The organism is Thalassobacterium sedimentorum (assembly GCF_031127905.1).
GTDB classification, from domain to species: Bacteria; Verrucomicrobiota; Verrucomicrobiia; order Opitutales; family Coraliomargaritaceae; genus Thalassobacterium; species Thalassobacterium sedimentorum.
Window position 1 is genome coordinate 43299 of record NZ_JARXIC010000027.1, and the last position, 14466, is coordinate 57764.

The window sequence follows — 14466 nt, forward strand, 5'->3', positions numbered from 1 at the left end:
TTCAGCGTTTAGAGGTTTCCTCATCGGCCAGAATAGCCTACATAGGCCAGCTGCCCATGAAAGAGACTCACACTACCGTTGAAGCACAACTACGCACGCGCTGCCAAACTGCCCCCATCAGTTATCGCGACTTTATAGAGATCGCACTCTATAGTACGCACGGTGGCTACTACCAACAGGCGAAAGAACGGGTCGGTCGCAGTGCCAAGCGTGACTTTTACACCGCGGAAAGCCTGGGGCGCGTGTTCGCCACACTGGTCACCACAGCGGCAGCCGACCTGCTGTCGCCCCAGCAGGCCGCAGCAACCAACTTCGTCGAAATTGCAGCGGAACCAGGCACCTCACTTCTCAGCCATCTAGAAAATCACCCCTTTGCCACAGAACAAGTCATCCGCCAAGGCGAAGCAATTCAGCCCAGCGGCCAGGTCGTCATTTTTGCCAACGAATGGCTCGACGCGCTCCCCTTCCACCGCCTCATCTTCCGCGATGGCAGCTGGCGCGAACGTGGAGTCGGGCTCAACTGCGACGGCCAATTAGTCGAAGTTTTACTCGATCAATGGACGCCAGCCGTGGCAGCAGTGGCCGAGTCCCTTCCCGCCCAGATTGAAGATGGCTACGAACTCGACTTGCCACTGGATGCGGAGGCCGCACTCGCCGAGCTACTGGCCCAAGACTGGCAGGGGCTATTGCTTTTATTCGACTACGGACGCACCTGGACCTCACTGCTCCAGGACCACCCTTCCGGGACGGCACGCACCTATCGACAGCACAGCCAAGGCAACAATCTACTCGAAGCGCCGGGCCACTGCGATATCACCTGCGACATAAATTGGACCCCACTACAGGCACAAATGCAGTCCGCAGGGCTACAATCCGTGGTGCTGGAAAGTCAAGAATCCTTCCTGGTCAAGCGAGCCCAAAGAGCCGCCGAGAGCATCGTCTCAAACAGTGCCGGGCACTTCAGTCACGACCGCCAAACCTTAATGGAATTGATTCACCCCGCCAACATGGGACAGCGCTTCCAGGTATTATGGGGGCTGAGAAGGAATTGAGTCCTAAAATCCACTCTCAAAAATTTCTCGAAAAAACACTTGCTAGCTTGCCAATCCCCCCTACCTTCCAGCCTTTCAATTTTTCAACGAAGGAACTCTCATGTCACGTATTTGCGCAATCACAGGAAAACGCCCCGTAAAAGGAGGCCGTATCATCCGTAAAGGTCTCACCAAGAAAAGCGGTGGTATCGGTACATCGCTCGTCAAGAACACACGTCGGAAATTCCGTCCAAATGTTCAGCGCATTCGCGTCAAATTGCCTAGCGGCGAAGTGAAGCGCATGTGGGTCTCCGTCAAGGCGATCAAGGCAGGCTTGGTAACCAAGGCCTAAAGCCTTCGCAATCAGCTATAAACTTTCTATAACAAACTTTTTAAAGCCCCGGTTCGCCGGGGCTTTTTTTGGTTCATCCTCAATTGGCAAAACACGCAATTCCGCAGAATGATTGGGGAGCAGAATGATTACTGACTCTCACGCATTTTTTTAGAGATAGATTCTCTGAACCGGGGCGATGCCGATCGTCCCCGAAACTTAGTTTCGAGGCTACGCAAAGGCCAAGCTTATAGATCATATATTCTTAGAAGTGGTATTAGTAGTATTCAACATTGAACGTTCCCTACATTTAATTTGAGACTTCGGACGCGACGCAGTGATATATTTAGCTTTAAAATGATACAACAGGCGCTAACACCACGCGAAATCCCAGCGCATTACTTGTCACATTCGGACTCACTTCGTCGCGGACCGACGACCGTACGCGCGCAGCTGAATCCTCCCAACCGCCACCACGAACGGTAATGCGCTTGCCCTCTCGACGAGGCTCGGGATTCACCAGCGAATCACCATCCAGACGCCCATTGTAACGGTCCAGCGTCCACTCTCGAACATTGCCATGTACATCATAAAGGCCGAAAGCATTAGCTTGGTAGCGCCCCACAGTGGATGTGCCATATCCGGTAGGAGCACGTAGCCCATCTTGACGATCACGTGGATAGACGCCTCGAAAATGCCCCAGCGATGCATCCGCCTCATCGCCAAAACTAAATGGTGTGATGCTCCCTGCCCGAGCGGCATACTCCCATTCCGCTTCACTGGGCAACCGATACACATAGCCCTCCGGCAAGCGCCCGGCATCGCGCTCAAAATCTGTGAGTAAATCACAAAAATCCCGCGCCTCCTGCCAAGACACGTTTTCCACAGGGCGACTCCCGCCGAGGAATTTCGACGGATTGCGCCCCATGATCTCTGCAAACTGCGCCTGTGTCACTTCATAGACACCCGCCCAGTAACCTTCGGTAAATCGGACAGGGGTTTGTGGGCCTTCGTTGGGTAAACGCGCATGCTCAAATAGCGGGCTCCCCATCTGAAATTGCCCCGCGGGCACCCAAGCAAATGAAATACCCAAATAGGGGACCGTCCAGCTGTGCTCGGGCGTCGGACCAGGAATCGGCATCGGTTCAACAGCCCAGACCAAACTTTCATTGGGCCCCAAGTCAAAGACCCGCAGCATGGTCAGGTAATTCCGAATTCGTAACTCAAACTCCACTTCCTGGTTGGCCGGAATCTGAATTCCACCAGCGATCAGCGGCACTACATTACCATCGATGCGCACCTCTGCTTCCAGTTGCCCAGGAATATCTAATGCCACCCGCGCGGGCCGGGGATGCATGATCACCTCTACCTGAGAACTGCCGCGATCTTCAATACCCACGGTATACTCTTGCGAAATGTAGAGCGGATGCTGCAATTGAACCCGTCGCTCACCGGCGGGCACCGACTCCAGCGCAGGATCACCCCAGGCATAGCTGCGCTCATCGACCAAGACCTCCAAATCAGCATACAAGTCAGACAGCGGCGGTGCCCCCGCACCAACAAGCTGGACCGAAACGTGAAGCGCTCCCGACAAGGGGACCAATTTCCCCAGATCAAGTCGTAGCTCGGCACCGGGCTTCACCTCGATCCGACGTCCCAACGGACGGTAGCCAGCCAATCGAGCCACCACTAGATATTGATCACCTGGAATCACGTCTCTTAGCGACAGGGGTGTTTGGCCCAGCTCAATATCGTTGATCGTAATCGTGGCTCCTGCGGGCTCAGTCTCAACCAGCACTGTGCCCGGCAAGGGGATCAGCGGGGCATCAATCTCCGAAACGGTACCAAACTCGATCGACTGATTCTCCAAAACCTTCCGCTGGTAGCCCGGTTTCTCCACCAGCACCTGATACGTGCCGGCAAAAATACCCTTATTGAGTGAAAAGGTACCACTCTCATTGGCGATTCCTAACTCAACCTGCATATCCCGCTCGTCCACAACTGAGATCGATGCGCCGGGCTCGGTGTGAATCGCAATATCAGTCCACGCAGGCTTGAGCTCGATTTCAAGCTGCTGTGCCGGCCCATCGCCTTTGGCAATGCGAACCCGCACAATTTCATCAACATGATGCGGTGCCGAAACACGTAACTTATAATCACCGGGCTGCACCTTCAGATTCACCGCCCCCTGTGTGATCACAAATCGTTGAGAATAGCCAATCAACTCGACTTTCGCAACGGACGGCTGCACTTGCAGCTCCAAATCGACACGATCGCCTGCAGCTGCCAATTGCGCCACTTCACGATGATAATCAATCTCTCCGGTATAGCTTACGCTTAAGAATGAGGCACAGATCGCCGTCATGGTCACACCGACCAAACCGATAAGAAACAGCCGGTAAATGCGTGTCGCCATCTCACCACGCTCAACTATTTTTCGAGGCACCGGGATACGGTCAATTTGACGCTGAATAAAGCCCCCACCCTCCGACTGTGGCTCATCATCAGTCCCCTTCAGTCCTAATAAAGCGACCTTACAGGATTGATAGCGCTGATTTTGATTACGCTCAAAGCACTTCTCAAAGAACTCATTCCAGTTGGGCGAAATATCATCAACTATCTTAGTGGGTGGTTCGTACTTCGCCATCTGAGGTTTACGGCCCGTCAAAAGCCAATACCCAATATAGCCCACAGCATAGACATCGACACGCGCATCTTCCGAAACTCCCGAACGATACTCTGGACTCATGACATCGAAGGAGTTTAAGCGACCAAGTGTTTTACTGGATACCAAGGGCGACACCGATGCAGACACAATCGATTCAAACAGCTCCACCCCGAGCGCCTCTTTGACCCCCAGCCCTAAAAACCGCACACTGCCATCTTCCTGAATATAAATTAAATCAGAATCCAGATCGCGGTGATCCACTCCCTGAGAGTGTGCATAGCCCAAGGCTCCAAGCATTTGAGCGATGATCCGAATCACGGCCTTCGCTCCGATGCCTTGGCGCCCCGGCGTTCCATTCGCCTCAAAATATTGACTCAGCGTCTGCCCCTGCACCGGATCTAAAAAAACACAGTAACGGTCATCGATCTTAGTACAATCCCGCACCTTGGGGATCACCTCATGATCAAAGGTCGCGATCCGCTGCTGCAAGACCTCTAAGCGCTTGAAAAATTTCTCATTCCCTTCGGTGCGATGATGAAAAATACCGACCGTCACATCGTGCAGATCACGAATATGCTGCATGTGATAGTAATGCGCCAATAAGCCGGCACACATACATTTCACCACACGATAATTCCCGAAACTTTCTCCCGTCTTCAGTACGCGATTTCTTAACTGCTCACGTTTCTGAGCAGCAATAACACTTTCCGGTGGGGTCTCTTCGTGCGCCATCTGGTAGAACAACTAGCCCTGCTGAAAGAAGCTGGTAACAGATCTAATAATCACTTCAACAGATGCAAGCTTGCCCTGCCCCTCATAGCCACAGGCCAACATTCCGCTTTGAGGCTCGATAAAGTGACAGCCACGTTCACGCAGGGTATTGATATTGGCCTGGGTCGCCGGATGCGCCAACATTTTACCATTCATCGCAGGCGCGATCATCAGAGGCGCTGGTGTGGCGAGGTGTATCGAAGTCAACAAATCAGGCGCCAACCCCTGGGCAAACTGCGCAATACAATGGGCAGTGGCCGGGGCGACCAATAATAAATCAGCTCGATCCGCCAGCTCAATATGCCCGGGCTGCCAGCCAGCTCCTTCGTCCCATAGATCCACCGCAACTGGATTACGGGAGAGGGTTTGCAATGTCATCGGCTGAATAAAATTGCACGCGCCCGCCGTCATGATCGGAAATACGTCCGCGCCTGCCTCAGTGAGGCGACTGGTGATATCTGCAGCTTTAAATGCTGCGATCGAACCAGTAATCCCAAGGAGAATGGTACGGCCTTTTAGATTGGTAGTCATGTCTGTCACTAGGGCTAAAATGAAAGCGAAAGCCAAGATAAACAAGACTCAAGGCAACTACATTAACCGCAAATTAGCACATGCACCCACATACAAGCGCCAAACAAGCGCCAAACTCCAGACTTCAAGCATACTAAAGCACTACAGCAGCCCCCACCCGATCAGGATGAAGCGACGAGTTGCGAGGAATCAAACGCCCCTTAAGAGTGATCCGATGTGCAGGCCGGTCGGGGTGCTGGATGCGCGTAATCATGGTGTTCACCGCCACTTTCCCGATATCGCCGCAGGGCTGCTGATAACTGGTCAGCGGCACCGTTAAGAGTGAGGCGTATTTCACATCGTCAAAACCACATACCTGCATCTGACTGGGAATGCGAATGCCATGGTCCACCAATACCCGCAGCAGACGCGCCGCCGTGGCATCGTTCGCACAAACAACTCCATCCACATCTCCCTGCTGCAAGGCGTCCACCGTCTCCTTCGGGTCTGCGGCATCAAAGCTGACATTCACCAAATCCCGTGCGCGAAAACCATTTTGTATCAAGGCTTCCCGTACACCAATCTGCCGTAACTGCACAGTCATGGCAGGATTGGCCTCTGAAACAAATCCGATGCGACGACAGCCGTTGCCAATCAAATGCCCCGCAACCATAAATCCCGCCTCAATGTTATCAATCCCAACCAGATCATAAGGAGTCTGCCGTGGCCATGGATATACATCGCGATCCAATAAAACCACTGATATTCCCGCCCGCCCCAGACGATCGATAATCCGCAAATTAAAATCTTCGTGATTCTGAATATACTCAACCGGCGTAAAAAAGACGCCGTCGACTTTCATACTGATGAACTGATTCATCAAAGATTCAGCCATTTTTTGAAAATCCACAGCCCGCCCCAATTCAGGCGGACGCACGATGTGCATTCCAGACTCATGTGCACACTCTGTAATACTTGAACAAATAGGTTCAAAAATCTCGGTTTGCGTCAACTGCGGTATCAACAGCCCGACCTTTAAAGCCGAAATCTGCGGGGGCAAGACCTGAGTCCCAAAACCGGCCTTGCGATGCACAATCTTCTCGTTGCTCAATAAGTTCAAGGCCTTCGCAATCGTCGGTCGGGACGTCTTGTACACGGCACAAAGCTCAGCCTCCGCCGGCAATAACTCCCCAACCTGATACGTCTGATTCCTAATCTGATACTTAATCGCATCATACACTTGTAAATACTTTGGCTTGGAAACATTCATAATAAAAATGTAATTAAAATGTAATAACAAATAGCGTCAAATGTAATTTACTTTATTTACAACAACAAGCAATCCAACAGGCTAGTCATCTACGCGGTGCTGCCACCGCATCGTCTCACCTCAAAAATTTCCCCTATGAATAAAAAATTTATCGTCGCTGGCATCGGAGAGTTACTCTGGGATGTGTTCCCCCATCGGGCTCGTATTGGCGGAGCTCCGGCAAACTTCGCATGGCACTGCGGTCAGATCGGCGCACAAGCCTATCCAATCAGCTGTATCGGCCACGATGCAATGGGCCAGCGCATGCGCACAGAACTCGCCCAGAGTGGCGTGGCCACAGACTACCTCATCACCAATGAAAAATATCCGACCGGACAGGCAAAAGTAACCTTCGACACCGAAGGCAAACCCAACTATGAAATAGTAATGGATGCCGCATGGGACCACTTAACACTGACCGCCGAGCTCAAACAGCTGGCGCAAAATTTGGATGCTGTAAGCTTTGGCTCTTTAGCGCAACGCTCCACCGCCAGCCGTGAAACCATTCAAGCCTTTATTGAGGGAATGCCTGAGCAATCACTCAAAATCTTCGACGTCAACCTACGTCAATCCTTTCACTCCAAGCAGCTCATCGAACGCTCACTGCAGATAGCCAACATCCTGAAGTTAAGCGACGAGGAGCTCGACATATTGGCTGGCTATTTTAATTTAAACGGCCCTGAGATCGAACAACTCCAACAATTACAAGCACGTTTTGACTTGCGCCTATTGGTTTACACCCGCGGCTCCAAGGGCAGTCAACTGCTCACAGCCGAAACGATGCATGAAACCCCATGCCACCCGGTCGACATGATCGATTCTGTGGGCGCAGGTGACTCATTTACGGCCGCCATCTGCATGGGTCTACTACATCAATGGCCATTAAATCGCATCAATATTTTTGCAAATCAAGTCGCCTCCTTCGTCTGCTCTCAAACTGGCGCAACCCCCATACTTCCCCAACAATTCACCCTAAGTAAATAAGCCCCAATGAGCCAGCAACCCCAAGTCGATGCACTGAGTCGTGTCAGTGCAGAACAACTCCCCATTCCCGAGCATAAACTCCACGGCTGGAAACACTTTCTAGGCCTGTACGCCGGTGAACACGTTGCCGCCACTGAGTTTGTTATTGGAGCCACTTTTGTGGCCCTGGGCGCAAAAACGATGGATATTCTAATCGGCCTGTTGATTGGTAATATCCTAGCCATACTGAGCTGGACACTAATCACCACACCGATTGCGGTCGAAACGCGTCTGAGTCTCTACACCTATCTACATAAAATCGCGGGCGATTCGATGACTAAGCTGTATAACTGGGCCAATGTCATCATATTCACCGTGATTTCGGCAGCGATGATCACAGTGTCCTCCACTGCGGTACGTTTTTTATTCAATATACCCGCTCAACTAAACTGGTATCCCAATAGCGCTGCCTTCGTCGCCATAGTCTTGGCGGTCGGCATCATCGTGGTCTTTGTGGCGATGTACGGATTCAATGCAGTTTCCGAATTCTCCGGTCTATGCGGCCCTTGGCTATTCGTGATGTTTGCCAGTGGCGCGCTAGTCATGATGCCGAGCCTCACTGAATCCGTGCTCGGCTATACCACCCTAAAGGGCTGGAACGACTTCATCACCATTGGTGACCAGTCCATCTGGACTGGTGTCAACGTATTCGGAGAACCGGGCATCGGCCTATGGGAAGTGATCGGATTCGCCTGGGCCGCCAATACCATCACCCACTTTGGTCTAATTGATATGGCACTGCTACGCTACGCCAAGAAAAGAGTTTACGGACTCTGCACCAGTTCCGGCATGCTCTTTGGACACTATATCGCGTGGATATCCGCAGGCATCATGGGAGCGGGGACGGCAGTGATGGTCAAATCCTCGATTGCAGCCCTGGATCCTGGTGATGTCGCCTATCATGCACTCGGCATGTCCGGCTTCGTAATCGTCATTGTCGCCGGCTGGACCACCGCCAATGCCAATTTATATCGTGCGGGTCTGGCCGCACAGGCAATCTTTCATAAACACTCCCGTAAAAAAACCACTCTGGCTGTGGGAATCGTCACAGTCATCGTGGCATGTTTCCCATTCGTTTTCACTAAGATGCTACCACTACTCACCTATGCAGGGCTACTCGTGGTCCCTGTTGGCGCAGTCGTATTTACCGAACACGTCATCTTTCCACGCATCGGCTTCACACGCTACTGGTTAACCTATCGTCAACTGACACACAGTACACCAGCGGTCAGCTCCTGGATCGCGGGCCTCATCTTTGGTTTCGGTCTCAATGCACTGGATATCATGTCCTTCTACTACCTATTTATCCCCACCTGGCTCTTCACCATTATCCTCTACACCTGCCTCGCCAAAAAGTATGGAGCCGCCGAAAAATATCCGCAGGAAATCGCTGCCGACCAAGCCCAAAACAAAGCGATCAAAACCTATCAGAGCTCTCAGGCAGCGAATGAACCCAGCCCGATTCAGGACCAGTCCAAGTTCACAAAAATTCTACACTTCGCATCCCGCATCAGCCTAGTCATCACTCTGGCACTCGCAGCGATCACCATGTTTCGCAGCCCCGACATCGACACCTACGATGTCAATCGAGCACTCTTTTATCGCTACGCATTCATCTGCACCATCATTTACTTCGGAGCCGCCTATTGGGCCCTTCGCCGCAAGAAAGCACTGCTAAAATAAATCCTCAACCCCATCCATCCATGAAAGACTCCATTGCACTCAAGCAAAAAAACTTACCACAACTAGCTGATAAACTAGCCTGTCCCACCTACGACCGTAGCCAGGTCAAAGCCGGCATCATTCACATTGGCGTCGGCGGATTTCATCGCTCGCACCAGGCCTACTATACGGACTGCTTAATGAATGAAACAGATGCCAATGAATGGGGCATCTGTGGCGTTGGCCTGCGGGATGCCGACCGCAAGATTGGCGATATCCTCGCCAAGCAAGATTATCTGTACACCCTAATCGTCAAACATCCGGATGGCAGCATAGAAAATCGCATCATCGGCTCCATAATTGATTTCATGCTCGGCTGCGACGACCCACTCCCGGTGATCGATCGAATGGCTCAGGCCAGTACAAAAATCGTTTCCCTCACCATTACTGAAGGCGGCTACAATTTTAATCCCGCCACAGGGGAATTCGACTTTAAGAATCCTGGCGTCAAGCATGATCTAGCCAACCCCAATCACCCACAAACCGCATTCGGTTTTCTAACCGCTGCGTTAAAACAACGGCGTGCGGCAGGGCTGCCCGCATTCACCATTCAATCCTGTGACAACATTCAACACAATGGCGACATGGCACGTAAGGTACTACTGGCCTTTGCTCGACAACAGGATGCCGAGCTAGCAGAATGGATTGCCAGCGAGGTGCGCTTCCCCAATGCCATGGTCGATCGCATCACCCCAGTCACCACCCCGGCAGATATCCAATACCTCGACACTGAACTGGGTCTGAAAGATGAATGGCCCGTCACCTGCGAGCCTTTCATTCAATGGGTGATCGAAGACAACTTCAGCAACGGCCGTCCGAATTGGGAAAGTGTCGGAGCACAATTTGTGCCCGATGTCAGCCCTTATGAAACCATGAAACTTCGCCTGTTAAATGCGGGCCACTCAGTACTAGGACTTCTTGGCTCGCTGCACGGCCATCACACGATTGACGGATGTATCGCCGATACACTCTTTGCCACCTATTTAAGACGCTTCATGGATTTCGAAGCCACCCCCGTATTGGACCCGGTCGCAGGCATCGACCTCGATAATTACAAAGACTGTCTGATCGAGCGTTTCGGCAATCCGAATATCAAAGACAACCTCGCACGCATCTGCTTGGAAAGTTCTTCCAAATTACCCAAATTTCTAATCGCCACCATCAAAGAAAATCTGGCAAGTGGTGGCAGCATTGAATATGCCACCTTGGTCATCGCAGCCTGGTGCTACTACAGTGACAAAGGAACCAACCAAAAGGGTGAACCACTTGAGATCATTGACGAAATGAAGACAGAGTTACACAAAGCGGCCACCGGCACACCCGGCACACCACTCTCATTTCTTAAGGTCAAAGCAGTCTTTGGCGACCTTGCGCGTGATAAAACTTTCGCCAAAACCTACACCAGTATGGTGCAAGCGCTCTACGAGAATCCAAGAATCGCACAACACATGCAGGCGGTATTATTCGGGCGTCAATAACGGCAATGTGCTCAAGCCACGGACCAATTCTAAGAATACAGGATCTCGTAGACAGTCCGAAAGGTGCCTCGAACTCAGTTTCGGGGGCGATAGCCATCTCCCCGGTTCTGTGAAGCAAAGCGACCAAAAACAGCTCCACTTAATTTTTATGACAGGTTCATGACGCTTTGCGTCGGCGTGCGATCACCTTTAAAAAATGCATCGCCTTCGGCTTGAAAGAGTATTTCGCCGCCAGCTTCGCCGCCTTCCGGGCCCAACTCGACGATCCAATCAGCCATACGAATAACGTCGAGGTCGTGCTCGATAATGAGAATGGTATTACCTGCATCGCGCAGCTTGAAAAGCAAATCCATCAAACGCTGCACATCGATCCAATGCAATCCAGTCGTCGGCTCATCTAAAATGTAAAGCGTTTGGCCCTGCTGACGTTTGCTTAACTCCAAGGACAACTTAATACGCTGCGCCTCTCCGCCAGAGAGTGTTGTTGCCGGCTGCCCCAATTGAACATAACCTAAACCAACATCCGCTAAAGTTTGCAACTTTTCAGCAATACGTGGCTGCTTTCCAAATATTTGAAGCGCTTCACTCACGCTCATCTCTAAGACATCAGCGATGCTGTAGCCCTTAAACCGGACATCAAGCGTTTCTCGATTATAGCGACGGCCATTGCAACTGGGACACTCGCTGTAAACGTCCGCCATAAACTGCATATCAAGTTTGATCATGCCATCGCCCTTACAACGCTCGCAGCGCCCGCCACTCACGTTGAAGGAAAAGCGATTGCGCTTATAACCACGTATTTTTGCCAGCGAGCACTTGGCAAATAAATCACGTAACTGATCGAAAAGCTTGGTAAAAGTCGCGGGGTTGGAGCGCGGGCTGCGGCCGATCGGTGATTGATCCACTTGGATCACAGACAAAAAGTGGTCCAAGCCCGTGATCTGCGTATGCTTACCAGGAATGGTCTTCGCACGATTCAACTGAAAGGCAGCTGCCTTGGCGAGAATGTCATTCACCAATGTACTCTTGCCCGATCCAGACATTCCGCAGACGACTGATAGGAGCCCCACCGGAAATTTAACGTCGACCTGCTTTAGATTGTTTTCACAAGCCCCCTCAATTTTGAGCCAATCCGACCGAGGCCGTAACGTCGGCGCATTTTTTTCAACGCGCAGCGCTCCGCTCAAAAACATGCCGGAGCGACTACGCGTATCTTGAAAGGAGTCGGTGGGGCTGCCCTGATAAATCAGCTCCCCTCCTTCGATGCCGGCTCCCGGGCCCAATTCGATTAAATGGTCAGCCGCAAGCATGGTTTCCCCATCGTGCTCGACCACCACCACTGAATTCCCCCGCTCCCGTAAAGCGGTGAGTGTTTGTATCAAACGTCGATTATCCAATGGATGCAGACCAATACTCGGTTCATCTAAGAGATACACCACACCCACCAATGACATGCCCAATTGGGTGGCTAAACGCACGCGCTGCGCCTCGCCCCCGCTGAGCGTAGCGTATGGACGATTAAGCGTTAGATAGCTGAGTCCCACCTCATTCAAAAATGAAAGCCGGGAACTCAGGCCACGCACCGCATCACTCACCGCCGCATAATTCGCTTGAGTGTGTATGGCCTCCACAAAGCGCTGCGCCTCTTGTAGTGACATCGCCAGCAGATCGGTAATCGAGCGACCTTCAATCAGCACATTTAAACTGGATTGACGCAGGCGACGACCGCCACAGGCGGCGCACTGACTACTGGTTTGATAAGCCATCAAACGAGCGCGCAGCCCCTCACTGCTAGTATTGAGCCGTATATTCTCCAGATCGGCAAGGACGCCCTCAAAGGGCATCGACTCTGGCTTGGAATGCCCCCCCTTCAGCTTAAAACTAAACAGTCGCTGGCCAGCTCCATGAATAATTTGCCGACGTATATCAGGCTCCAGTTCCTCCCACGGCAGATTGGGATCAAAGGGCAATTGCTCGGCCAGTTGCTTCAGCAACGCATTGTGCCGAATGATCATTTGCTTGGAGCCCAGACGCCAAGGTTTGATCGCACCTTTTTTAACGCTAATCTTAGAATCCGGCACAATTAGTTCTGGCTGAAACTGCAAGGTCTCACCAAGCCCTCCACACTCGGGGCAAGCCCCTTCAGCGTGGTTCCAAGAAAAGTGTCGTGGAGAAATACCCTCATAAACATCTCCACAATTTACACAGGCTAAACGATTGCTCAGAGGAATTTCGCGCCAACCTGGGTCTTCCTGCACCATGACGATTGCACGATCTTCCCCCTCGCTAAAGGCCAAGTCCAGTGAATCTGCGATACGGCTGCGTTGATCGGCCTTGAGCACAATCCGATCCACCACAATTTCAACCGTAATTGAAGAGGCTCTGGATTCAATCAAATCATTTTCATCCAAGCGGCGAATGACACCGTTGAGCCGCACACGCTGAAAGCCACGCTGCTGTAAACGCGGCAGTTCCTCACGTAAAATCGCGGGTTTAGCCGTCATCCACGGAGCCAGAATCATCAGGCGACTCCCCTCCGCTTCGGCATAGATACGTGTGAGGCAATCATCCATCGAGCGCCGCTCAATAATGCCACCGTCCTTGGGACAATATGGAGTGCCGCAAACCGCCCATAGCACTCGGGCGAAATCAGCAATCTCAGTCACAGTGGCCACCGTGCTGCGTGGATTGCCACCGCCGCCAGTGCGTTGCTCCAGCGCTATTACCGGAGAGAGCCCCTGAATATAATCCACATCGGGCCGCGGAATCTGCTCCAGCACCATTCTTGCTTTGGTCGAGAGACTATCGATATATTTACGATAGCCTTCGGCATAAATCGTATCAAACGCAAGCGAGGACTTCCCGGAGCCGCTCACACCTGTGATGACTACGAATTGGTTACGCGGGATATCGACGTTGACCTCTTTCAGGTTGTGCTCGCGGGCACCCTTGACGGATATCGAATCAGCCGCAGAAATCGGCTTGGCGGGTACATCTTGAGAACTCATGAATTAATCGGAAGTGCCGCTTATAGAGTAGTTCAAGGCTCGCTGCAAGCCCACTACGTATAAAGTTTCCAATAGACGAATTTGCGTTGTCAGAAGTACCACATAGCCTACTATTCTATCTAAATTATGAGCAAAAATACCCTCCCTATCCTCTACATCAAATCCGGTTGCCCTTGGTGCCGTGAAGCCCTGTCTTTCTTCAACTCTCAAGGTGTCGAGCTAGACGTACGTGATGTCAATGCGAACGCCAAGGACATGGATGCGATGGTTGTCTTGAGCGGGCAGACAAAGACGCCCACCTTCGAGTACGAAGACTTCATGGTGGCCGACTTCGACGTCGACGAATTTTTGGCCGAATTAAATGAATTTCCAGAAATTCGGCAGAAACTCGGCATTAGCGACGACGAAAACTAAAGTCTAAGTCGGTCGCACAGTCTCAGCCGGCTCACGCGCCCCGGTTCAAAACCGAGGATAGCACATCAAATTCAGGGAACGGCCAATGTTGGATGAGAACCTATGCTCTATAAGCTTGGCCTTAGCGTAGCCTCGAAACTTTGTTTCGGGGAGCGATTGACATCGCCCCGGTTCCGAGAACCGAGGTTACAAAAGATATAT

Annotated in this window: 10 protein-coding genes; 6 read left to right on the plus strand and 4 right to left on the minus strand. The window is 51.9% G+C overall.

Annotation, left to right across the window (positions count from 1 at the left end):
• The first annotated feature begins 56 nt into the window (after nucleotides 1–56).
• Nucleotides 57–1052 (plus strand): SAM-dependent methyltransferase, encoded by a 996-nt coding sequence (locus tag QEH59_RS14295; RefSeq protein WP_308986058.1) that lies wholly within the window; start codon nucleotides 57–59, stop codon nucleotides 1050–1052.
• Between the two features lie 100 nt (nucleotides 1053–1152).
• Nucleotides 1153–1383: a 50S ribosomal protein L28 gene (gene rpmB / locus QEH59_RS14300; RefSeq protein ID WP_308986059.1), complete on the plus strand. Its 231-nt coding sequence runs from the start codon at nucleotides 1153–1155 to the stop codon at nucleotides 1381–1383.
• Between the two features lie 331 nt (nucleotides 1384–1714).
• Here the strand turns inward: rpmB and QEH59_RS14305 are convergent, their stop codons facing one another.
• From QEH59_RS14305 to QEH59_RS14315, 3 genes are all read right to left on the minus strand, one after another.
• Nucleotides 1715–4612: an SUMF1/EgtB/PvdO family nonheme iron enzyme gene (locus QEH59_RS14305; RefSeq protein WP_308986060.1), complete on the minus strand. Its 2898-nt coding sequence runs from the start codon at nucleotides 4610–4612 to the stop codon at nucleotides 1715–1717.
• Nucleotides 4613–4774: 162 nt separating this feature from the next.
• Nucleotides 4775–5332 (minus strand): flavoprotein, encoded by a 558-nt coding sequence (locus tag QEH59_RS14310; RefSeq protein ID WP_308986061.1) that lies wholly within the window; start codon nucleotides 5330–5332, stop codon nucleotides 4775–4777.
• Nucleotides 5333–5465: 133 nt separating this feature from the next.
• Entirely contained in the window at nucleotides 5466–6581 is a 1116-nt protein-coding gene (locus QEH59_RS14315; RefSeq protein ID WP_308986062.1) for a substrate-binding domain-containing protein, read from the minus strand.
• A gap of 135 nt (nucleotides 6582–6716) precedes the next feature.
• On the opposite strand from QEH59_RS14315, the gene QEH59_RS14320 reads away from it, so the two are divergent.
• Genes QEH59_RS14320 through QEH59_RS14330 form a run of 3 tightly spaced genes read left to right on the plus strand, consistent with a single transcriptional unit; the run spans nucleotide 6717 to nucleotide 10843 of the window.
• Nucleotides 6717–7604 (plus strand): carbohydrate kinase family protein, encoded by an 888-nt coding sequence (locus tag QEH59_RS14320; protein WP_308986063.1) that lies wholly within the window; start codon nucleotides 6717–6719, stop codon nucleotides 7602–7604.
• Between the two features lie 6 nt (nucleotides 7605–7610).
• Nucleotides 7611–9326: a purine-cytosine permease family protein gene (locus QEH59_RS14325; protein ID WP_308986064.1), complete on the plus strand. Its 1716-nt coding sequence runs from the start codon at nucleotides 7611–7613 to the stop codon at nucleotides 9324–9326.
• Nucleotides 9327–9346: 20 nt separating this feature from the next.
• Complete coding sequence (locus tag QEH59_RS14330) at nucleotides 9347–10843, plus strand: mannitol dehydrogenase family protein (RefSeq protein WP_308986065.1); 1497 nt, start codon at nucleotides 9347–9349, stop codon at nucleotides 10841–10843.
• A gap of 146 nt (nucleotides 10844–10989) precedes the next feature.
• Here the strand turns inward: QEH59_RS14330 and uvrA are convergent, their stop codons facing one another.
• Nucleotides 10990–13851 (minus strand): excinuclease ABC subunit UvrA, encoded by a 2862-nt coding sequence (gene uvrA / locus QEH59_RS14335; protein ID WP_308986066.1) that lies wholly within the window; start codon nucleotides 13849–13851, stop codon nucleotides 10990–10992.
• A 126-nt stretch (nucleotides 13852–13977) separates the two neighbouring features.
• Between uvrA and QEH59_RS14340 the strand changes: the two genes are divergently transcribed.
• On the plus strand, nucleotides 13978–14265 hold the full coding sequence (locus QEH59_RS14340) for a glutaredoxin family protein (protein WP_308986067.1): 288 nt from the start codon (nucleotides 13978–13980) through the stop codon (nucleotides 14263–14265).
• The last annotated feature ends 201 nt before the right edge of the window (nucleotides 14266–14466 follow it).